This is a genomic window from Streptomyces sp. 891-h (assembly GCF_022760275.1).
In the GTDB taxonomy this organism is placed as follows: Bacteria; Actinomycetota; Actinomycetes; order Streptomycetales; family Streptomycetaceae; genus Streptomyces; species Streptomyces spirodelae.
In genome coordinates, this window is the sequence record NZ_CP050693.1 from 776,002 (window position 1) to 796,443 (window position 20,442).

At 71.6% G+C, this 20,442-nt stretch carries 16 protein-coding genes; 8 read left to right on the forward strand and 8 right to left on the reverse strand.

Annotated features, from left to right (window positions below):
- Positions 1–2: 2 nt before the first annotated feature.
- A complete protein-coding gene (locus tag HC362_RS03465) occupies positions 3–1,205 on the reverse strand; it encodes a DUF418 domain-containing protein (RefSeq protein WP_243082286.1) in 1,203 nt (400 codons plus the stop codon).
- A gap of 169 nt (positions 1,206–1,374) precedes the next feature.
- On the opposite strand from HC362_RS03465, the gene HC362_RS03470 reads away from it, so the two are divergent.
- The 4 genes from HC362_RS03470 (at position 1,375) to HC362_RS03485 (ending at position 7,900) form a co-directional block, all read left to right on the forward strand.
- Complete coding sequence (locus HC362_RS03470) at positions 1,375–2,757, forward strand: hypothetical protein (protein ID WP_243082287.1); 1,383 nt, start codon at positions 1,375–1,377, stop codon at positions 2,755–2,757.
- A gap of 155 nt (positions 2,758–2,912) precedes the next feature.
- The gene (locus HC362_RS03475; protein WP_243082288.1) at positions 2,913–3,404 is read left to right on the forward strand and encodes a hypothetical protein; all 492 of its coding nucleotides are present in this window, start codon (positions 2,913–2,915) and stop codon (positions 3,402–3,404) included.
- 964 nt (positions 3,405–4,368) lie between these two features.
- The gene (locus HC362_RS03480) at positions 4,369–4,869 is read left to right on the forward strand and encodes a DUF4913 domain-containing protein (protein ID WP_347568415.1); all 501 of its coding nucleotides are present in this window, start codon (positions 4,369–4,371) and stop codon (positions 4,867–4,869) included.
- A gap of 244 nt (positions 4,870–5,113) precedes the next feature.
- On the forward strand, positions 5,114–7,900 hold the full coding sequence (locus HC362_RS03485) for a BTAD domain-containing putative transcriptional regulator (protein ID WP_243082289.1): 2,787 nt from the start codon (positions 5,114–5,116) through the stop codon (positions 7,898–7,900).
- 28 nt (positions 7,901–7,928) lie between these two features.
- On the opposite strand, the gene HC362_RS03490 is transcribed toward HC362_RS03485, so the two are convergent.
- The 7 genes from HC362_RS03490 to HC362_RS03520 form a co-directional block, all read right to left on the reverse strand.
- Positions 7,929–9,332, reverse strand: a complete 1,404-nt coding sequence (locus HC362_RS03490; protein WP_243082290.1) for an RICIN domain-containing protein — start codon at positions 9,330–9,332, stop codon at positions 7,929–7,931.
- Between the two features lie 135 nt (positions 9,333–9,467).
- Positions 9,468–10,952: an ATP/GTP-binding protein gene (locus tag HC362_RS03495; protein ID WP_243082291.1), complete on the reverse strand. Its 1,485-nt coding sequence runs from the start codon at positions 10,950–10,952 to the stop codon at positions 9,468–9,470.
- A gap of 134 nt (positions 10,953–11,086) precedes the next feature.
- On the reverse strand, positions 11,087–12,586 hold the full coding sequence (locus HC362_RS03500) for an SCO6880 family protein (RefSeq protein WP_243082292.1): 1,500 nt from the start codon (positions 12,584–12,586) through the stop codon (positions 11,087–11,089).
- Positions 12,573–13,958 (reverse strand): hypothetical protein, encoded by a 1,386-nt coding sequence (locus tag HC362_RS03505; protein WP_243082293.1) that lies wholly within the window; start codon positions 13,956–13,958, stop codon positions 12,573–12,575. Before HC362_RS03505 ends, HC362_RS03500 begins: the two co-directional genes overlap by 14 nt.
- A 50-nt stretch (positions 13,959–14,008) precedes the next feature.
- Positions 14,009–14,833 (reverse strand): hypothetical protein, encoded by an 825-nt coding sequence (locus HC362_RS03510; RefSeq protein ID WP_243082294.1) that lies wholly within the window; start codon positions 14,831–14,833, stop codon positions 14,009–14,011.
- Positions 14,834–14,898: 65 nt separating this feature from the next.
- Positions 14,899–15,216, reverse strand: coding sequence for a hypothetical protein (locus HC362_RS03515; protein ID WP_243082295.1), 318 nt, complete (start codon positions 15,214–15,216; stop codon positions 14,899–14,901).
- 11 nt (positions 15,217–15,227) lie between these two features.
- Positions 15,228–15,683 carry a DUF6668 family protein gene (locus tag HC362_RS03520; RefSeq protein ID WP_243082296.1) on the reverse strand — a complete coding sequence of 152 codons (456 nt, stop codon included), beginning with the start codon at positions 15,681–15,683 and terminating at the stop codon, positions 15,228–15,230.
- A gap of 288 nt (positions 15,684–15,971) precedes the next feature.
- On the opposite strand from HC362_RS03520, the gene HC362_RS03525 reads away from it, so the two are divergent.
- The 4 genes from HC362_RS03525 to HC362_RS03540 all read left to right on the forward strand — a co-directional run bounded on the left by HC362_RS03525 (position 15,972) and on the right by HC362_RS03540 (position 20,361).
- On the forward strand, positions 15,972–17,003 hold the full coding sequence (locus HC362_RS03525) for a bifunctional lytic transglycosylase/C40 family peptidase (RefSeq protein ID WP_243082297.1): 1,032 nt from the start codon (positions 15,972–15,974) through the stop codon (positions 17,001–17,003).
- Complete coding sequence (locus HC362_RS03530; RefSeq protein ID WP_243082298.1) at positions 17,000–17,683, forward strand: hypothetical protein; 684 nt, start codon at positions 17,000–17,002, stop codon at positions 17,681–17,683. The genes HC362_RS03525 and HC362_RS03530 overlap by 4 nt, the downstream gene beginning before the upstream one ends.
- Positions 17,684–17,720: 37 nt before the next feature.
- Positions 17,721–18,590, forward strand: a complete 870-nt coding sequence (locus HC362_RS03535; protein WP_243082299.1) for a hypothetical protein — start codon at positions 17,721–17,723, stop codon at positions 18,588–18,590.
- A gap of 184 nt (positions 18,591–18,774) precedes the next feature.
- The gene (locus tag HC362_RS03540; RefSeq protein ID WP_243082300.1) at positions 18,775–20,361 is read left to right on the forward strand and encodes a glycosyl hydrolase; all 1,587 of its coding nucleotides are present in this window, start codon (positions 18,775–18,777) and stop codon (positions 20,359–20,361) included.
- Positions 20,362–20,442: the final 81 nt, after the last annotated feature.

Consider the following 20,442-nt stretch of genomic DNA (forward strand, 5'->3'; position numbering starts at 1 on the left):
GGTCAGGTCCCGCGCCCCCGGGTCACGTTGTGCAGGAGCCATTCGACCGGCCCGTGCCGGAAGCGGCGTACCAGCCAGGTGCTGAGCGCCAGTTGCGCGGCGTAGAGGACGAAGCACCCGGCGAGTACGGGCACCAGGCTCAGGCGGCCATGGAGGGCGAGGCCGTATCCGGTGAAGACCAGCGCCATCACCAGCGACTGGGTCAGATAGTTGCTGAGCGCCAGCCGGCCGGCGGCGGCGAGCACTTCGCCGAGCCGCCGGCCCTTCCCCGTACGCAGCACAAGCAGCAGCCCACCGCCGTACGCCGCGGTGAGGGCCGGGGCTGTGAGCACGCCGACGGCGTCACCGACGTCGTACCAGCGTGCGTCCAGCGGTCCGTTGCGGCATACCGCCGTGAAGACGCCTCCCGCCAGGCCGACCGGCAGCCCGTAGCCGACCAGCCGCCGGGCCTGGACGCGGCACCGGTCCCGGTCGGCGAGCAATTGCCGCTTCCCCGCTGCCAGACCGACCAGGAACGCCGCCAGGATGTGCGGTGCGTACAGCATGTCCCCGGCGAGCAGATCGTGCCAATGGCGCAGATTGGCGTGGACGACGGAGGCCGGATCGCCTCGATAGGCCGCCACGGCGGAGGCGGCCTCGGGGACAGCGGCGCCGCCCGGCGCGGTGGCGGCGAGGGCGAGCAGGCCCTTGCCGAGCAGCAGGACGCCGAGGGAGACGACGAGTACGACCGCGCCGCCGACGGCCTTGCGCGGCGCCACGCCTCGCGCGGCGAACAGCACCAGCCCCAGCACCGCGTACGTCATCAGGATGTCGCCGGGGAACAGCAGAACGGCGTGTGCGAACCCGAGGCACCACAGGCAGAGCAGCCGCCGCAGCTGCCGCCCCGCGAACCGGGCCCCCTCCCGCCCGGCCGAGCGGGCCTGGAGGGTGAAGCTGTACCCGAACAGGAAGGCGAACAGCAGGTAGAACTTGCTGCTGACCAACGCGGTGACGAGCCAGACGGCAACCCGCTCCGCCGCTGATCCGTACGGCCCCTGTCCCGCGTACGGATCGGCCATCACCTGCACGTTGACCAGCAGGATGCCGAGCAGCGCGAAACCGCGCAGCGCATCCACATCGCGGATGCGCTGCGCTGTCGCCTGCGTCGTTCTCGGACCCGTGGCAGGTGCCGTCCGCTCTCCACGGTCGCTGTGCGGCGTGAGCATCGAGCACCACCACGGGGCGCACGGCGGAAGGGTTCAACTCGCCTGGCGCCGGTGGCGCCGATTCGACCATGAACCGCCCCGACCCGCATTCCGTGATGGAAGGACGACTCTCAACGCGGAGCCCTGTCGGTCACGACGGGGCTCCCTGTCAGCCTGGAGGAGATCCGGCATGGCACCAAAGGACTCGAAGGACAAGAAGAAAAAGAAGAAGGAGCGAGAAGAACAGCCGGTGATGCCCGGCGGCTACCCCGCCTCGGTGGCGAGTTCGTCCGGCACCAGCAGGTCGTCGCGCAGGGACTCGGAGGCCACCACCAGTTCGCGCCGCAGCGAGCGCGGCGGAACGTCGCGCAGGGACTCGGAGGCCACGACGTCCTCGCGCAGCAGTCGCAGCCATCGCTCCGGTGGCGAGACCACCGAGCGCCGCCGCCGCGGGGGCGGGTCACCGGGCTCCGACGGCAGCCGCAGCAGCGGCAGCAGCGGCACCGACATCCCCGCTCTGGACGAGGCCGTCGATCGTCTGTCGGAGCTGCCCAGCAGCCCGGGCACCACATCGAGCGCCGGTTCCGCGGACGATCTGCCGGAGGTGCTGCAGGACGCGCCCCAGGAGATGCCTTGGTACCACACCGCCACCCAGGCGTGGCACTACCTGAGGGGCTCCAACACCTACACCAGGGACCGTGACCGGAACACGGGAGAGCCCATCTGGCGACAGGTGGACCCGAACCGGCTCGCGAACCGCATCGGCAACTGGGCCAGGGACAACGCGACCACGATCGGGACCGATATCGGTGGGGCGGCCTTCGCGGGCCAGGGGATCGGCATCCTCGGTAACCCCCCGAGCGCACCGCCGAACACGTGGGGCTCAAGGATGTACGGCCTCGGCGGCGTCACCGTGAACGCGCTGGTGCCCGCCACCCAGTTGGCTGCGACGCCGAACAGGACGTACGCGCACTACGGCATGACCGCGCTGAACATGGCGGGGCAAACGGCCTACGGTATAGGCGCCTCGGGCCTGATTCAGAGCAACAGGTGGGCCTGGGCGGCCCAGGGCTTCGGCGCACTGACATCGGCCGGCGCCACGTGGGCGTACAACCACCTTCCCCAAGGGCAGCAGTCGCGGCAGCAGGATCAGGGGAACGTCCTTCCCATGTACAACATGCCGGCGGCGCAACAGGGCCGCTCGAACCTGGCGCTACCCGCCCAGCAGGCCGCACCCGCTCATCCGGCGTACGGGCAGACCAGCACGCTGACGTACCGCCCGGCCCCACCGAGGGCGAACACGACGGCAGCCGCCGTGAACTCCTACCAGCCACAGCAGCAGGTCAGCTATCTGCCGAGTGGGCGCGGGCAGTCCAGCACGGGCGGCGGCGGATACCAGACCTCGGCGCAAGCACATCAGGGCGGGGTCCAGCGCCGGAACTCGCAGAACCCCGGGGGTGTCAGCTACAGCCAGCAGCAATACAACAACGTCAGCTACAGCAACTGGCAGAACCCCTACGGGAACCAGCGGCGCTCCCCCTCGCCCGGAAGGGGAGGCGGCGGGGGCAGGTGACTCCCGGGCATACCGCAGAGGGCTGACGGCCCTCCGACGGTAGCCATGACACATGACGGTCCGGTGGTGCTCACGCACCACCGGACCGTTTTCGTGCCGCCCCCAGCGGGACGCCGACCGATCCTCACCTGCCCCGGGACGGTGCCCGCTTCGCGGTGTCGGACTGCTGCGCCGCGGGAGCGCGGTGCGGCGACTGCGACCGGGACGACCGGGACATCGAGGCGTCCTTCCCGCGCGCCTCGCTGTTGGAGCGGTGGTGTTCCAGCGACTGGCCGGCCACAGCGGGGCTGAAGCCGGGCGAGGAGGGCGGCGAAACCGGGGGCGCCGGAGAACTCACCGGGCTCGCGGTCCGACTCACCGGGCTCACGGGTGGCACCCTCGGACTCGCGGGGGGACTCACGGGAGTAGACGGAGGGGACGGCTGGGTGTCGGCAGGCGAAGAGCTCCGGCTCTGTGCGGGTTCGGCGCCGGGCGTGTTCAGCGGGATCTTCGGCGGCACGATCGGCACCTTCGGGGGCACGGGCGGCCCCGGGGTGTGCGCCGCGGAGTCTCCCCGGGCGGGGGCCACCGCGCGGGCGACCGCCTGGGTGACGGCGTTCTGGGGTCCAGGGCCGGACAGCTGCCCGGAGGCGTGGTCGGACAGCTGAGGAAGCCGGGGCGGCGTGGCCAGACGGGCACCAGGGACTGCGGCAGAGTCCGCCTCGGCCGAGCGCTCCCGGGCGTTGCCCGGCCTCGCCGACCGCCAGGGATTGAGCCTGGAGAGCCAGGACCGTTCGGACTTGGGCGCCTCGGTGTTCTTCCCGCTCCTCCGTGCGTTGTTCGCGTGGGACTCGGCCAATGCCGCCAGTGACGCGGCGAAAGGCAGCATGTTACGGCGAGCCGCCTCCCGGTACCGGGTCCTGCCGTTCATCAGCTTCCGCACCTCGTCCTGGACCGCCGCCTGCTGCTCCGGGCGGTCGCGGAGGCTCTCGTACTGCTCGAAGGGCGACGGGGCGCCCTCCGGCTGCCGCTTCATGAGCGTCCGCCGGCCGTCCGGCTGCTGCGGAGGCGGTAGGACGGCCCATCCCGGTGGAGGGGGCGCGTAGCCCGTCCCGTAGGGAGCGAAGCCGCGGCCCTGGGGAGCGAAGCCGGTCCCCTGCCCGGGAGATGACGGCTGGTGTTCCTGCCCCACACCGGAGTCTTCCGCGGGCTGTTGTCCTTGCCGGTTCCGCAGCAGGCGGCGCCACAAGCCGCGAAGAAACCGCAGCATCTCGTCCGCCACGTCGTCCGCGGCCCGACCGAGCGAGTCCTGCTCCCCCCGTGGGGGAGCAGGCACCCACGCAGGGTTCTGCCGCGCGCCGCTCTGCCGCGCAGAAGCCTTCAACTCCTCGTCGAGCAACTGTCGCGCCAGCCGCCTCGGCCTGATGCGGCGTGGACCGGTCGGCTCAGGCATGGGAACGTCCTCCGTGTCGTCGACGACCGATGCTCAAAGGGAACACGGACGGTTTCGGGGATCGGTTCACTCGGTTCCGCACGGCGCCGTCCGGGCGAGTGAACCGAGCGCGGTGCCCGCACGTGATGGTTCCGAAGACGCCGCCGGAGACCGCCCGCGACCGCAGGAGCAGACCCGCCATGCCCATGGCCGACGAGAGCCGGAACCGGACCCCCGACCGGCATCGGAACGATGACCAGGCCCAGCACCAGGCCCAGGAGCAGGAGCAGGACCAGGTGGTGCGTGGACAGGGTGGGCCCGCCGCGCCGCGGTTCATCCTCTACAAGGACGGTTACGACTACCAGTCGGAGATGTACCAACTGTCGCAATGGACGCACCACGTGCTGCTGCCCGTCTACGGCAGGGAAGTCACCTCGGGAGCTCCATGGTGCTCACGCTGGTGGGAGCACCAGGAGGCGGTGGCCCAGCTCCACGGTCTGTGGCTGGCATGGGCGGAGCTGACCGGACCCGACGCGGATATGACGGGCCCGGCCTCGTGGCACCGCGACTTCCTGGGCCCGGTGATGGGTGCACTGCGGGATCCGTCGGGTCCGTTCGCCGGATGCAAGCCCGGCAGCCACCGGCCGAAGGAGGTTCCGCCCGTCGAGCCGCTGGCCCCGCCGGAGCCGCCCGCAGCTTGATGTCTACAGCCGACCGGTCGGCCGGGTTCTCTCGATCTGATCTCGGGTGTGTGACGTCGCGAAGTCCGGGCAGGGACATCTTGGTCGGAAATGGAACGGCGCCCTTCCGGATCTTTCACACCTCGGTAGAGTCGAACTCGTGAACGCGAGTCATACGAACTCCCTGCGCATCGCCGTCTTAGGGCCTGTCCGGGCGTGGCGCGCGGAGCAAGAACTGGCCCTCGGGTCACCTCAGCAACGCGCCGTGCTCACAGCGCTGCTGCTGCGACGTGGCCGCCCTGCGACCATCGGCGAGCTCGTCGACGCGATCTGGGGGGAGGAACCGCCGTCGGGAGCAGTGACCGTTCTGCGTACGTACGTCTCGCGGCTGCGCAAGGTACTGGAGCCGCATCGGGAGGCGGGTGAGGCGCCGGAGGTGATCGTCTCGGCGGCGGACGGCTATCTCGTCCGCGTCCCCGAGGACTCCCTGGATGTGAGCGTCTTCGAACGGCGGGTGGCCGAGGCCAGGAAGCTCCGCACCGGCGGCGACCTCGCCGCGGCGGCGGAGCTGCTGCACGCCGCGCTGGAACTGTGGGAGGGCAAGCCCCTCGCCGGGCTCCCCGGTCCGCTGGCCGAGGCCGAGCGGTACCGGCTCGGCGAACAGCGGCTCAGTGCTTTCGAGTTCCGCACGGACGTCGATCTCGAGCTCGGGCGCCACGAGGAGGCGGCTGCCGAGCTGACGGCACTGGTCGGCGAGCACCCGCTGCGCGAGCGGCTCTGCGAGCTGCTCATGCTGGCCCTGTACAGGTGCGGGCGTCAGGTCGAGGCGCTGGCGGCCTACCGCCAACTGCGGGAGACCCTGAGGAAGGAGCTGGGTGTCGAGCCCGGTCCCGGCGTGCTCGACCTCCACACCCGCATCGTGGCCGCCGATCCGTCGCTGCGTGCACCCGAACCGCCGAAGCAGGCCGCCCCTCCCGCGCCGCCGCCGAGCCCACCTCCCATCGCGGCCACGGCTCGCCCGGCACATCTGCCGGCGGACCTGCCGGTCTTCACCGGGCGCGACACCGAACTCGCCCAGACCAACGCCCTGCTGCCCGCGGAGGGGAAACGTCCGACCGCCGTGGTGATCAGCGCGATCGGCGGCATGGCGGGGGTCGGCAAGACCACGTTGGCAGTGCACTGGGCGCATGAGATCGCGCACCGCTTCCCCGACGGCCAGCTCTACGCCAATTTGCGCGGTTTCGATCCGACCGGCTCCGCCATGCCGGCCGACGAGGCCGTCCACACCTTCCTGGACGCACTCGGTGTGCCGCCGAGCCAGATGCCCGGCCGTCCCGACACCCGCGCGGCGCTCTACCGCAGCCTGCTGGCGGAGCGGCGGGTGCTGCTCCTGCTGGACAACGCCCGTGACACCGAGCAGGTACGACCCCTGCTGCCCTCCGGCCCCGGCTGTCTGGCCATCATCACCAGCCGCAACCAGCTCACCGGTCTGATCGCCAGTGACGGGGCGCATCCGCTGACGCTCAACCCTCTCCCCCTCACCGAGGCACGGGACTTCCTGGCCCGCCGTATCGGGGCCGACCGGATGGCCGCCGAGCCCGAGGCGGCGGACGAGATCATCGCCTGCTGTGCCCGGCTGCCGCTGGCGCTGGCCATAGTCGCCGCGCGCGCCGCGACGCATCCCAGCTTCCCGTTGCAGGCCGTCGCCGACGAACTGCGTGCAAGCCACGGCAGCCTCGACGCCTTCACGGGCGGCGACATCAGCACCGATGTGCGAGCGGTGTTCTCCTGGTCGTACCACGCTCTCTCGGCCCCGGCCGCCAGGCTGTTCCAGTTGCTGGCCGCGCATCCGGGCCCGGACATCTCGGCACCCGCAACCGCCGCCCTGGCAGGCCTCGCCGAGCGCGAGACACGCGGCCTGCTCGCCGAACTCACCCGCGCCCATCTGCTCAGCGAGCACTTCCCCGGCCGTTACGTCTTCCACGACCTGCTGCGCATCTACGCCGTGGAACGTGCCGGCTGCGAGGAGGCCGCAGCCGACCGGGAACAGGCCGCCGAGCGGGTGCTGACCTGGTATCTGCACACCGCCGACGCCGCGTCCCGGTTCATCACCCCGAAGCGTCCGCGCGTCCCGCTCGTCCCGCTGCCTTCCGACTGCCGACCCCACACCTTCACGACCTACGACGAGGCCCTGGAGTGGTGCTCGACCGAGCGCCCCAACCTCGTCGCGGCGATCAACCATGCCGCCACGGACGGCCGATCCGGTCTGGCGTGGCGGCTGACCGCGGCGCTGTGGGGGTTCTTCTACCTGCGCAACCATACGAACGACTGGACCGCCTCCAACCGCGCCGGCCTGGCCGCCGCCCGTGCCGCAGGGGACCGGACGGGCGAGGCCGAGTGCCTGGCCGGTCTGGCCAACGCCCTCACGGCCGGCGGCAGTCTTGATCAGGCCATCGACTGCCATCTGCAAGCGCTCCCGGCCTTCCGGGAGTTGGGTGACGAGCAGGGCGTATCGAGGACCATCGGCAACCTCGGTGACGTCCACCTGAGAGTCGGCCGGATCGATGAAGCGATCGGCTATCTGGAGCAAACGCTCGAGACCGACCGCGCCATCGGCCACAGCTGGGGTGTGGGGATCTGCTTGAACAACCTGGGCGAGGCGCACTTGCGACTCGGCCGACTGGACGAGGCCCGCGCCTACCTGGAGGAGGCGCTGGAAGCCCTGCGAACCACCGACAACCGCTGGGTCGAAGGCATCACACTGGACTTCCTGGGCACCGTGTACTCCCGCCTCCGGCGCCACGACGACGCGGTGGAGCACTACCACCTCGCGCTCCAGGCACATCGGGACGTCGGCAACCGCTGGGCCGAGGCGCACAGCCTCGGTCACCTCGCCGAGACCAGTCTCGCCCTGGGCGAACTGGATGCCGCCCGTACGGGCTGGGGCCAGGCGCTGCAGCTGCTGGAGGACTTCAACCACCCGGACGCGGAAGAGATCCGCGACAAGCTGCGCGATCTCGAGGGCGCCGGCGTCCAGCACACCGGCGACTGAGCCGCCGAACGTTCCGGGGGTCTGCGCCTCACGGCTTGCGGAATCGCCACTGCTGCACGGAGTTGTCCTCGCAGCCGACGATCCTCAGATGGGCGTGGGCCTTCTTCCTGTCCGCCACGTCCAGGCACAGGTGACCGCTCTTGTGATTGCGGATCCAGAAGGTTCCGTCGGACTGCTTGTCGAACCACCACAGTTGATTGTCGTTCTTGGGACGGCAGTGGTACTCGGTCACCGGTGTCGTGGACCTGACGGGGCCGAAGGCGGGCAGGTCCAGGCACAGGCCGTCCTTGACGTTGCGGATCAGGTAGAGGTCGGCGTCCCCGGGCCCGGCGTCCTTCTTCTTCAGATCCAGGTGCCAGCGCTGGTTGCCGCCGCGTGCCCCGGCGGAGGTGTCGCAGGCGCCCTGCTGGACCCGTCCGTCCGGCTTTCCTTTTCCGGTGCCGGGCAGGTCCACGCACTTGCCCGTCCTCCGGTTGACGACCATGGTCGTCCCGGAGGGGATCTTCGCGGGCTTCCCGCTGCTGACCTTCTTGTCGTGGTCACGGTCGCCCGACGAGTCCGTCTCGCGCGGCTCCTCGTCCTCCTCGTCATCCGATGCCTCCTCGGGCTTCGACAGTGACGACTTCGGCTTGTCGGGGTCCTTGTCCTTCTCGTCCTTCTCGTCCTTCTCCGACGGTTTCGAGGAAGGGCTCCCTGAAGGCGGGTCGGTCGGGTAGCCCGGTGGGGAGGGGCGCACGGTGCCGAACGGGCCACGGCCCTCGTCGGCCTCGGGTTCCTCCAGGTGCTTCCGACTCGCTCCGTTCTCCTTGTGGCCGTCACTGGCTCCGGCGAGCGCGAGCGGGGTCGTGACGAGTGCCGCCACGGCGATGGCCGTCGTGGCGACCACCCACGGCTTCTTGAGCAGGCTGCCCGGCTCGAACTCCTCGTCCGAGCCGCGCGAGCCGCGTGGTCCCTTCCCGCCGGTTCCGGATGACCGCTTCGAGAGCGAGGGCCGGGGCAGCGAGGGACGTGGGATGGACGGGACCCGCCGCCTGCCCGCGCCGGAAGCGCCCCCGACAGCTGGAACCGGCCCTCCTGATACGCCGGACGCTGCGGCTGCAGTGCCGCCGGTGCCGGTTTGCGCGGCTGCGGCATGCCCACCGGCGTCCGCGGCCGCCCCGCCCACCAGCCGGCTCGAGCCGTCCGGACCGACCTCGACGCTCACCGCGTATCCCGTGGCGGGGTTGGAAATGGCCGCCGTGACGGGGGACTCGCGGATCTGCGCGTACCCGTGCAGGGTGTCGAGTATCGCGGTGTCGAGCGGCTGGTCGCCGAGTACCGGCACCGGCTCGCCGTCGATGGTGGCGGAGCCGTCACCATCGATGACCACCTCGAAGGGGGCGGCGGACGGCCCGGGCGGGGCGCCCGGCGGCGTCTGCCCGTCCTCGCTCATGTGAACCACTTCCTGACGCTTCGGCTTACGACGAACGAACTCAGGGATGGATACGGGCTCCCGGGCACATCGGTTCAGACCCGCGCCGACCGCCGAGCGCCGAACGCCGCCGCACTCGGCTCACCGGCCGCCCGGTCACTTGTTCCACCTCTTGTTGGTGTCGTTGACGTCCAACTCACCCGGAGTCAGGTCCACATGGACCGGGATGCCGGGCCGGCTGCCGACCTTGACCAGGAAGTTGCCGAGGCCGGGCGGGTCCCCCTGGCGGTTGCGGGAGCTGTCCCAGGCCGGGGGTGTGGACCAGTCGACCAGCAGTCGTTTCTCCACCTCCGTGAGCTCCACCACCTGGCCGAGTTGCGGCATCTCGGCGGGAGGCAGACCGGCGCAGACCACCATGCCCGCACGCTCGACGAAGCCCTTGGCCTTGATGCGGTCCTCCTCCGTGGGCAGGGCGAGCAGGTCGCCGATGGTGTGGGTCACCATGGCCAGGCCCACCCCGCGCTGCCGGTCCAGCCGGGTGAGCGCGTTGACCCGGTCGACCAGGCCCCGGCCGGCCTGCAGTACCCGCCACAACTCGTCCATGACCAGGAAGTAGTTGCGCTGCGGCTCCAGCCCGGCGTCCGCGAGGGCATGGGCCGCGGAGACCGCGCCGAAGCCGTAGGACCAGCACGACAGCAGGGCGGCGGCCTGGAGCAGGGTCTCGCTGTCGTCGATGTGGCTGACGTCGAAGCACACCGGACGGTCGAGCTTCATCGGCTCGGTGGTGGGGCGGGCGAAGGAGTCCCCCAGTACGCCGTCACCGAGCAGCGCGGTCAGCGAGGCTTCCAGGTTCTCGGTGATGTCCCAGTACCGCGTGATGTCGCCGCGGTCCAGCGCGACGGCACGCACCGGCTCCGGGGCGTCCTTGATGACCTGCACCAGATCGGCGAGCACCGGTGTCCGGCCACGGGCGTGCCGGTCGTCGAGGACGTCCAGCGCGGCGGCGAGGATGGTCTCCTCACGGTCGCTGGGCGGCTCCGAGCGCAGGATGGTCAGCAGCGCCGAGACCATGTGCAGCCGGCGGCTGTGCGTACCGGCGAGCAGCTGCCGACGTGCTGATCCGGTGAGGCGCGCGGCTGCGGCCGTGGACTCCCCGGGGTCGAGGACGTTGAGGTGCCCGCGTCCCCGGCCCAGGCTGATGACCTGTCCGCCGATCGCCCGGATCAGGTCGACGTAGTCGGGCTTGAGATCGCCGAAGACGAGCGGGTGGACGCCGTAGCCGGACAGGCCGAGCGCCATCCGCCGCACCACCGTTGACTTGCCGAGTCCGGGGCGGCCGAGCACGAACATCGAGGGGTTGGCCAGCAGCCCTGTCCGCATGAACCAGCTCACCGGGTCGCAGCACACGGTGGCCCCGGAGTCCAGGTCGCGGCCGAGCGGCACCCCGACCATGGGGGTTCCGGCACCGGCACCGAACGGCCACAGCCCGCAGACCTGTACGGAGGTGCCGCGCCATTCGGGAGCGGCGTCGATGTAGCCGACCATGCCGCCGCCCCGGCCGGGCCAGCCCCGCGCGGTGGCCTGCGGCCGGCTGGAGGGTGCGGCGTTGCGGGCCCGCGTCTTGTCTGTCCTGGGTGCCATCGATTCTCCTGTGCCTGGCCGTTTCCGGCGGGCCTTGTCGCGGCAAAGGGGTGCCGCTGCCCGTCGTCCACGGGCTGCGGGTACGTTGTGGCTTGTCGCGCAGTTCCCCGCGCCCCTGGCGGGGCGCGGTACACCTACATCGCGTCCCGTACCGTCTGCGGCAGGGCGGTGTGCAAAGGCAGCACCAGGCCCAGCGGCAGCGCAGCGGCGAACGCCGCGGCCTGCGAGCCGTAGACGGGCCGGACCGCGATCCGGGCCGCGGGCGCCAGGTTGTCCACGGCGGCGGTCGCCCTGGGCAGTTCCTCGGCCGAGTCGACGGTGGCAGTGATCAGCAGACCGAACTGGATCACCCCGTGCCCCTGGGCCTGTTCCTCGGTCGCCTTCCTGGCCGCGACCACCTCCGCGTCGTCGCTCGCCCGGCCGAGGGGCGACTGCTGGGCGGTGAACAGGGCGTTCTTGTAGTCCTGTTGGACGACGCGGGCGCCTTCGGCGCGGCTGTGCGGGCGGTAGAGCAGGGTGACGCGCTTGCGGGCGATGTCGCGGTTGGGCTGCACCAGGCCGGTCAGCACGTTGGAGAACACCTCGCCCTGCGGGGCCTCCGTCATGGCCCAGGTGATGCTGTGCACCCCGTCGTGCCGGTAGTGGTCCCACGCCTCCTGGGCCGCGGTGGGTCCGGCCTCGTCCCAGGTCAGTCCGGTACCACCGGCGGCGCGGGCCTCCTCAACCAACTGGGCGACGGTCGGGTCGTAGGCCACCCGCACGGCCTCGGCGAGCTCGGTCGCGGTCATCGGTACGGCTGTTCCCGCGCCGGTGGCGGACAGCCCGGCGGTCAGGCCCGGCAGCCGGGTGCCGATGTGCACCGCCATCTCCTCGACGTTGCGGCGGGGCGCACCGGGGCGGGCCGCGCCCGAGTAGGTCAGCGCGATCCGAGTGCTGATCTGCGCCGAGCCGCTGGGATAGGCGGCGACCACGTCCCGGAGCATCGTCCGTGCCAACTCCGGGGCGTCTTCGGCGGAGTTGGCGCCGATCTCCTGCTGGAGACGCACGCCGGAATCGGGCGCCGTCTCCACCGTGACGCTCGCGGCGACGAGCCCCGGTTCGGTGCCCAGCGCCGACAGCCACTGGCCCCAGTGGGCCACCCAGTTGTCGACCTGCCGCTCGTCGACCAGCGCCGCACCGTCGGCATCGCAGGAGACGACGACCGTGTGGTGGTTGGTCGCCGGAACAGTGATCATGGCGAACGGGCGGCCGTAGCCGTCCTGCGCCTCGCTGAGTGAGGACTGCGAGGCCAGCCCCGGCAGGCGGCACGTACCGCCTCCGGCCCGGCCCAACGGGCCCGACCGGTAGAGATTGCCCCCCGAGGACGTGGTGCGCCACCAGGCCAGGCGGGCGGCACCGCGCTGCATCATCGTTCGGCCGTGCCGGTCACGCAGCGCCAGCGGGGCCATGACCACCGCCAGGAGCACGGCCAGTGCCAGCGCGGCCCAGAGGGAGATCAGCGTGCTGAGGACGACGGCGATCAGGCCGCCGAACAGCAGCAGGGTCGCCCCCAGGGACAGGCCCCGCAGTCCTGAGGCGCGCGGCTTGCGGAAGTTGCCGTAGGTGCGCGGGCTGTGTGCTTCAGTCGCTGCCACGGGATTTTCCTCGCTGGTCGTCGTAGCGGTGCGGGTCAGTCGTCGACAGCGCGGAGGAGATCAGCTCCTCGGCGGAGTCGGCGGAGTCGGCGGGGTCGGCGGGACGGGCCGGGGCGGCCGCACGGGCGGGATCGGCGGGAGGTGCCGGGTCCGCGGGGTCGGCATCGGCCGGGCCCGCGGAGACCGCGGACGGTGGCGGCTCGTCGGACCGGGTCCGCGAGGCCGTCGGGGGTGGTTGCCCCGCGCCCGCCCGTCGTCCGTCGGCGGGGGCGTGTTCGGACCCCGACGTCCCGCCGTGGAGGGCTGCGCCCCCCGCGGGAGGGCGGCCGCCCGCGGCACTGCGGGGCCTGTTGTGCGCGCCGGTGGCTTCCGCCCGCTCCCGGCTCAGGGCCGCTCCTGACACCGAGCGGCCGGCGGCGGGCCCCCGCAACTGCGGCACGGCCTGCGCCCCGGTGGCCACGGTCCGGCCGCCGCCGGGACCGGACTTGGTGCCACGGCCGAGGCCCGAGGCCGTCGCCTGCACGGCCGGGGCCGCCAGCCGCAGCAGCGCGGGAAGGGTGAAGCAGGCCAGCACCAGCAGGACGACACCGGAGACCATGGAGATGATCTCGTTGCCCTCTCCGCCCTGGCCCGGCCCCGTCCCCGTCATCGAGAAGGCGGCCGCGTACACGATCGCCGCGGTCGGCTTGTAGAGGACGAATGCGATCAGCCAGCCCACGGACTTGCGGAACCAGGCCCGGCCGGCGGGCGTGGAGCTGGCGGCGGCGGACAGCGGGAGCGTACCGGTGAGGATCACCAGCATGGCCACCCGGACGATCATCAGCGCGATCTGCACCAGGCTGCCGCCGATCACCAGCAGGGACATGATCAGCACCAGGAAGGAGGAATCACCGCCCCCCAGGGCGAGCATCGCCGAGACGCGGTCGTCGAACTCCTTCACGCACTGCTGGACCGGCTCCCCGTCCGGGCTGATCTGCCGGCAGCCGGTGGACCTGTCGATGATCCAGACACTGAACCGGTCGCCCGCCACGGTCAGCAGATTGACGGCCGCCACCCCGGCCGAGGAGACGAGCACCAGATTGAGCAGCCCCTGCACGGCCTGCCTGCCGGGTTCGCCACGGCGCTGCCAGGCGATGTGCCCGGCCGCGATGATCAGACACAGGACGGCGGTGAAGGTGGTGAACCAGAGGGTGGAGCCGCGCAGGAACGCCACCGGACCGCTGTCGGAACTCAGCACAGGGCTCTCGACCTGCGTCCACGCGCTGCCGAGCGCCTTGACCGTGGAGGCCGCCGCCTCCGCGGCACTGTCCACGATGTTGTCGAACGCGCTGTCGCCGAGGTCCTGCGGGCTCGTGCCCTTGCCCTCCCCCACGCAGTATCCCCCGACGGTGGGGCTCACCCAGCCGAAATCGCAGCCCGCCATCACACACCGCCCCACTTGACGAATCCGGCGAGGGAATCGACGGGAGTGGGCGCCGCGGGGTCGGCCGGATACTCCAGCCGCCAGTCCCCGTCCCGCCACAGCGCGGTCGTGGTGGCGGCCTGCATCTTGCCGTCCGGGAACCGCCACACGGTCTGGATCACCGCCGCGCCGCTGGTGTACGTGACGAACTTGAACCCGGCGATCTGCCCCTGCGCGGCGCGGTCCTGGGCCTCGTCGGCCTGCGGGTCGGCCGTCTTCTCCGACTCCGTCCGCGCCTCGATGTAGGACTGGCGGCCCGCGCCGACGGTCTGCGCACGGGTCACTCTCCGCCAGTCGTCGGCGGCCAGATACCGCACGCTGATCTGGCTGGTCGCCAGCAGGGCGCCGAGGGGGGTGTGCGCGTAGCAACGCGCCACTTCCCCGTCCACGACAGCGGGGCCCGCCGCCTTCGACGCGGGGAGGGCGACGGCGTGGAACAGCTTCCATGCCACGCCCTCGGGGGCTGCGGTGAGCACGTCGTCCTGCCGCTCGTCCAACTCGGGGCAGGAGGATCCGCCGTGCGACGATTTTCCGCCCCCTGACGAGGTGTCGCTGTCCGTCTCGCCGTCCCCGGTGCGGGCGCGTGCCTTCTCACTCCTCGCCGGCTCGGAGGCGCTGCCGGGGCCACCGCCCCGGTCGGAGGAGTCCGCGGAGCCGGAGGAGACCAGCACCGCCACTCCGATGACGGCCACGAAGCCGACGAACGCCATCGCGAAGACGAACCCCGTCCGCAGCCATGGACTGCGCGGCTCGCCGGTGCCCGTACGGTTGTCGGACTCTGCCATGTCCCTTCCCATCCTGTGATCCGCCTCGTCTGCGCCACCCGCCGGCGCTGCTGGTCGAGGTGGAGTCAGACCAGCGCGCCGACCAGGCCGGAGGCGGAACCCACGAGCAGGCACGCCCCCAGCACGTAGCCGAGTCCCTTGGCGTGCTCGCGGCCGCCGCCCTTGGAGTGGTCGAGAGCCATCCGGGCTGCGACGCCGAAGATGCCCGCGACGCACAGCGCCGTGACGGTCCAGGCCACCCACTTGAGCACCGTCAGCAGGCCGTCGGCTCCCGGTGGCGCCGCTCCACCGCCGACGTCGGGCGGCCCGGACGGCGCCGGGTCGGCGGCGAGGTGCGCGAAATCCTGTGCGGCAACCGAGGCGGTTGCCAACAGACTGGACATGCGGTTTCCCCTTACGCGGGTCGGGTGAGTCGGGTCAGGTCGCGGGCGAGTGGCGCGCACTCCTTGGGGACGTGCGCCGAAGGCGGTTCACCGAGGCGCCACTGCTCGACCCACGGGATCTCCCACAGCCGGGGCACTGTGCCCGAGACGAGGGACAGCAGATCCCGCAGGACACGGGGGCGGCGGCCGGGGGCGTCGGCGACGACGACCAGGCCGAGCAACTCCACCCCGGTGACCAGTTGCGAGGCCCACTGCCGGGCGGCGCTCTGCACCGCCTGGAGGCCCCCCGCGTCGGAACGCGCGACGAGCACCACCGGCTGCGGCTGCTCGGCCGCGGGCCAGGCCCGGCCCGCGTCCCGGCCGCCCGGCACGGCCTGCCCCAGTGTGGTGACCCCGGCGCCCCCGTGGACGCCCAGCCACCACCAGCCGGGGCCGGTGACCGGCTGCGGCGCGGTGACCGGCAGCACACGGTCGGGTACCGGAACTCCGGCTCCCTGGGGTGCCGTAGGCCCTGTCGGCGCTGTCAGCACGTCCTGAACCGATCGTCGCGGCTCCCCGTTGTTGCCCTCCGAAGGGCGGGCCGGAGACAGCCAAGGGTTGGAAACCGGCACTTCCCCGGCCATGGCCTCTCCCTTCGTCGGCGCAAAGAACGCCGCATTTCCGCTCATACGTTGTCAAGCAGACCCACACGCTGAATATCGGCTGCCGGTCCACATACGGACTTTTCATCGAACTGGTTCAAGAGAGGGGGGCTGATGACCACGACCGCGGTGAGGTTGGCGAGCTGTGCGCTCGCCGGGCTGCTCACCCTGCTGGTCGGCCTGTCCGTCGTGGCGGCAGCGGGCGAGGAGGAGAACGGCGCTCCCACGGGATTCGTGACGGCGCTCGACGCCGACCGCGTCCCGGCGGAGTACGTACGGTGGGTCGAGCGGGCCGGCAAGGAGTGCGAAGAGGTCAGCGCTCCGCTGATCGCCGCACAGATCGACGCCGAGTCGGGCTGGAACCCGAAGGCGCTCAGCTCCGCCGGAGCCGAGGGGCTGAGCCAGTTCCTCCCCGGCACCTGGAAGACCTGGGGAGTGGACGCGGCGGGCCGGGACGGCAGCGCCGAACCGGACGGCACCGCTGACCCGTTCACGCCGGGCGACGCCATCATGGCCCAGGCCCGCTACGACTGCTGGCTCGCGGACAAGGTCAAGGCGCTGCGGCTGGAGGGCGACCCGACGCGACTGCTCCTCGCCGCCTACAACGCGGGCCCCGGCACCATCGAGGAATTCGGCGGTCTGCCGCCCTATCCGGAGACACAGAACTACGTAGCCAAGATCATCACGTCGATGACCGGCTACTCGTCGGACATGACGGGTGAGGAGGGTGGCCCGTTCGGCGACCGGGTGGTGGCCTACGCCAAGAAGTGGCTCGGCACCCCGTACGCATGGGGCGGCGGCGGTCCGGAAGGCCCGGGGAGGGGGTTCGCACAGGGCGCGGGCACCGTCGGATTCGACTGTTCCAGTCTGGTGCAGGCCGCCGTCTACCACGCGAGCAGCGGCAGGAAACTCCTGCCCCGCACCTCCCAGGTCCAGGTCACCGAGGGCCGGTCGGTGGCGCGCGACGAGATGCGGCCGGGCGACGTGATCGGTTTCGACCTGCACGGCAGCTACGACCACATCGGCATCTACATCGGAGGCGGGCAGTTCATCCACGCACCGAAGACCGGTGACGTGGTGAAGATCAGCGAGCTCGACGACGACTACTACGCAAGCAGGCCCCAGAAGGTGAGGCGGTTCGGATGACAGCCCCCAGCGTGCGCCGTACGGCCGCAACCGTGCTCGCGCTCGCGCTCGCACTCGCACTCCCGGGATGCGGTGCCGTCGGCGGCGACGACCAGGGCGGCAGCGGCGGCAAGGAGCGCGCGCACCCCGGCGCCACGCGGCAGTCCCCCGCCCCCGGCGCCTCGGCGGGCACCGGCCCCTCTCCGGACGCGTCCCCGTCCGCGACCGGCGAAGCCTCCGAACCCGCGGAACCCCCGAAGGGGGGCGTACCCAAGCCCGAGGATGTCGACCAGAAGGACCCGGACGCGGTCGGCAAGGGAGCGCTCACCGCGATGTGGACGTACGACACCGATGTCGACCGCGGCCCGCGGGACGCCGGTGTGCGTACCGCGGACGCGGGCTGGCTGACCGAGACGTACGCACGTCGGCTCCGCGACCACCGCTCCGGCTCGGCACCCGGCGCGCAGTGGGAGACGTGGTCACAGCACCGCGCCTACACCACGGTCGAGTTGGCGAAGACCGAGGACGCGTCGAAGCCGGGCGACACCGACACCGTGGCCTGGCGGCAGTGGACCATCACCACCGCCCCGCACGGCCGCGACGGGTGGAAGCAGCAGCCGACCACCACCGTGGCCTTCGTGCACCTGGTCCGGGCAGCGGCCGGAAAGCCATGGCGGGTCGCAGACGTCAGCGTGCGGTAGCGCCCGGAACCTCAGCAGAAGGGAATCAGGGAATCTCATGCCCACCATGTACGAGCCCGCCGAGGTGCCTGCCTGGCCGACGTACGCGTTCGTCGTCCAGGACAGCGGCCGAGTGACCGTCTCCGGCCCGCTCCTGCCCGCGTCCGAGCACTCGAGTCGCGCCTCGGCCATCGACGCCGTCGCCGCCGCGGCGGACGGCCTCGGCCGGCCCGTGCGGGCCGAGGCGACCGAACCGGACGGCACCGTATGGCACCTGGTCATCTCGCCGGACGGAGCGGTCGGCGAGCTCTCCGACGGGGCCCAGCCCGCGAAGGCGCCGAGGAAGCGGCATGCGCCGGCTCCTTCCCCGCAACCGGATACTGCGGGCGGCCCGGCGCCCCGCCCTGAGCCGACTCCCGTACCGGCACCCACACCGCCCCGGGCTCCGACTCCGGCTCCGGCTCCGGCTCCGGCTCCGGGCACACCGGACGCTCTCAGCGAGGCCGTGTCCCGGCTCGAAGCCCACGCCGCGGCAGGCCGCATGGACCAGGCCCTCGCACTCGCCGCACAGCTCGACGAGTACGCGGCGGACGCGCTGGGCCTCGCGCACCCCGAAGCGCTGCGCGTCCGCGAAACCCGGGCCCGCCTCACCGCCCTGGCCGGGGACCCGGTCAGCGGCGTGCGCATGTACCGCGACGTCGCCGAGCGCTGGCACTATCGGGGGGCTGCCGAGCAGGCCGAGGCGGTGGCCGACCGCGCCCAGGAACTGTGGCTCCGGATCCCCGACCTGGCAACGGCGGCGGCGGCCGGGGTCGCCATGGTCCGCATGCGCAATCAGATCCCCGGCGACGGCGGCACCGCGTTCGCCACCGTCCTGGAACGCCAGGCGCGACTCGAGGCAGCGCTGAACGCCGGAGCGCCGCAGTAGCGCCCCGGATCGAGGCAACGGCCGCAAGACGGTGGGCCAGAGGCCTCAACAGCCGTCGCCGGTGAACCGTCCGCTGTGCGCGTACGTCGTGCGTGCGCAGACGATACCGACCCGAGAGGCGTGTTCTGTGCGTGTGAGACGACTCGAATCCTTCAGATCATTTCGACCATTTCTGTTCGCTCTCGTGCTGGTCGTCGCCACCGTGGCGGCCGTGACCTCGGCGGAGCTGAACGGGTCCGCCGACAACCGCGGGGACCGCATCGCCGGGGCGGCAGCCGCCGGTGGCTCCGAGCACACCGTCACCCTGCGGAACGAGACCGAGAACCGGATCTGGGTGGGGGCCACCGTCAACGCCGACGGCTCGGCCCCGCTCACCGACCTGCCCGTGCTGGACCCGGGAAAGTCCGCCACCGTCACCATCCCCGAGCGTGGCGAGGCGGGGCACTGGCGGGGCAAGTTCTTTCCCCGTCAGGGCTGCACAGGAGAGGAGGGCAGTACGTTCCACTGCGAGGTGGGCGACTGCGGACCGTACGCCGACCGCTGCACCACCGGCGAACAACCGGTCAGCCTCGCCGAGTTCAACTTCGACACCAAGGATTCGTCGGCGCCTTGGTACAACGTCAGCTACGTCAACGCGGTCTCGACGCCGATCACCATCACCCCGAATGGAGTGGACCCTCCCGAGAACGGCGGGGAGTGCGCCTCGGTGGGCTGCCCCACCGATCTGCTGTCCCACTGCCCGCCCGAGAACCTGACCAAGGACGAGGGCACAGGCAAGCCGCTGGTGTGCGTCAACCCGAACCGGGATGCGAAGACCGCCTACAGCGAAGCGCTCACGACACAGTGCCCCTCGGCGTACTCATGGTCCAAGCACGACGCCGAGCAGGGCAACCAGGTCGTGCGCCAGTGCGGCAAGTGCAACGGTCTGACCGTGACTTTCCACGGCAACGGCACGTCCGAGAAGCCCGCCCCCGACCCCGGCTCCGGCCCGGGTCACGAGCCGAAGCCCGGAGACGACGAGCCCGGCTCTCACACCGACCCCGCGTCCGCACACCGTAGGGGCGTCGCTCTCAACCCCGTCGACGGCACCGCCCAGGCGCTGAAGGACTCCGGCGCGTCCTGGTACCACAACTGGGCCTCCTCGAGCGGGGTCGACAAACCGAAGGGGGTCGAGTTCGTCCCGACGATCTGGGGGCCCGGCTCGGTCACCGAGACCGAGCTGAGCCAGGCCGCCAGGGAAGGCAAGCGGCTGCTGACCTTCAACGAGCCCGACCTGCCCTCGCAGGCGAACATGACACCCGAGCGGGCACTGGATCTGTGGCCTCGGCTGGAGAAGACCGGGCTGCGCCTGGGTGCCCCGGCGGTCGCCGGCGACGCCGACAAGCCGGGCAGTTGGCTGGACCGCTTCATGAAGGGCGCCGAGAAGCGCGGCCTGCGCGTCGACTTCATTCCGGTCCACTGGTACGGCTCCGACTTCGGCCCCGCCGCCACCGGACATCTGGCCGATTATCTGCAGCGCGTCCACGACCGGTACAACAAGCCGGTCTGGCTGTCCGAGTACGCCCTCATCGACTTCACCAGGGACCAACCCCGCTATCCGAACCAGAAGGAGCAGACCGCCTTCATCAAATCCTCGACGAAAATGCTGGAGAGCCTGGACTTCGTGCAGCGCTACGCGTGGTTCGCCCTCTCGACCAGGACCAGTCCGACCGGCCTCTACGACGGCACCACCGCGAACGCCGGCGGAAAGACCTACCGCAACGCCGGCTGACCATCCCCACCGGCTGATGCCGCTCCCGGACCGAGACCGCTCTGCCTTCACCCAAGGGCGGGAAGCCGGGAGGAGACAGTG

Bases quoted from the DNA above. Each gene is read 5' to 3' on its own strand.
- HC362_RS03495 (WP_243082291.1), bottom strand. From the start codon at position 10,952: ATGGCACCCAGGACAGACAAGACGCGGGCCCGCAACGCCGCACCCTCC.
- HC362_RS03470 (WP_243082287.1), top strand. From the start codon at position 1,375: ATGGCACCAAAGGACTCGAAGGACAAGAAGAAAAAGAAGAAGGAGCGA.
- HC362_RS03515 (WP_243082295.1), bottom strand. From the start codon at position 15,216: ATGTCCAGTCTGTTGGCAACCGCCTCGGTTGCCGCACAGGATTTCGCG.
- HC362_RS03530 (WP_243082298.1), top strand. From the start codon at position 17,000: ATGACAGCCCCCAGCGTGCGCCGTACGGCCGCAACCGTGCTCGCGCTC.
- HC362_RS03525 (WP_243082297.1), top strand. From the start codon at position 15,972: ATGACCACGACCGCGGTGAGGTTGGCGAGCTGTGCGCTCGCCGGGCTG.
- HC362_RS03465 (WP_243082286.1), bottom strand. From the start codon at position 1,205: ATGCTCACGCCGCACAGCGACCGTGGAGAGCGGACGGCACCTGCCACG.
- HC362_RS03480 (WP_347568415.1), top strand. From the start codon at position 4,369: ATGCCCATGGCCGACGAGAGCCGGAACCGGACCCCCGACCGGCATCGG.
- HC362_RS03510 (WP_243082294.1), bottom strand. From the start codon at position 14,833: ATGGCAGAGTCCGACAACCGTACGGGCACCGGCGAGCCGCGCAGTCCA.
- HC362_RS03490 (WP_243082290.1), bottom strand. From the start codon at position 9,332: ATGAGCGAGGACGGGCAGACGCCGCCGGGCGCCCCGCCCGGGCCGTCC.
- HC362_RS03535 (WP_243082299.1), top strand. From the start codon at position 17,721: ATGCCCACCATGTACGAGCCCGCCGAGGTGCCTGCCTGGCCGACGTAC.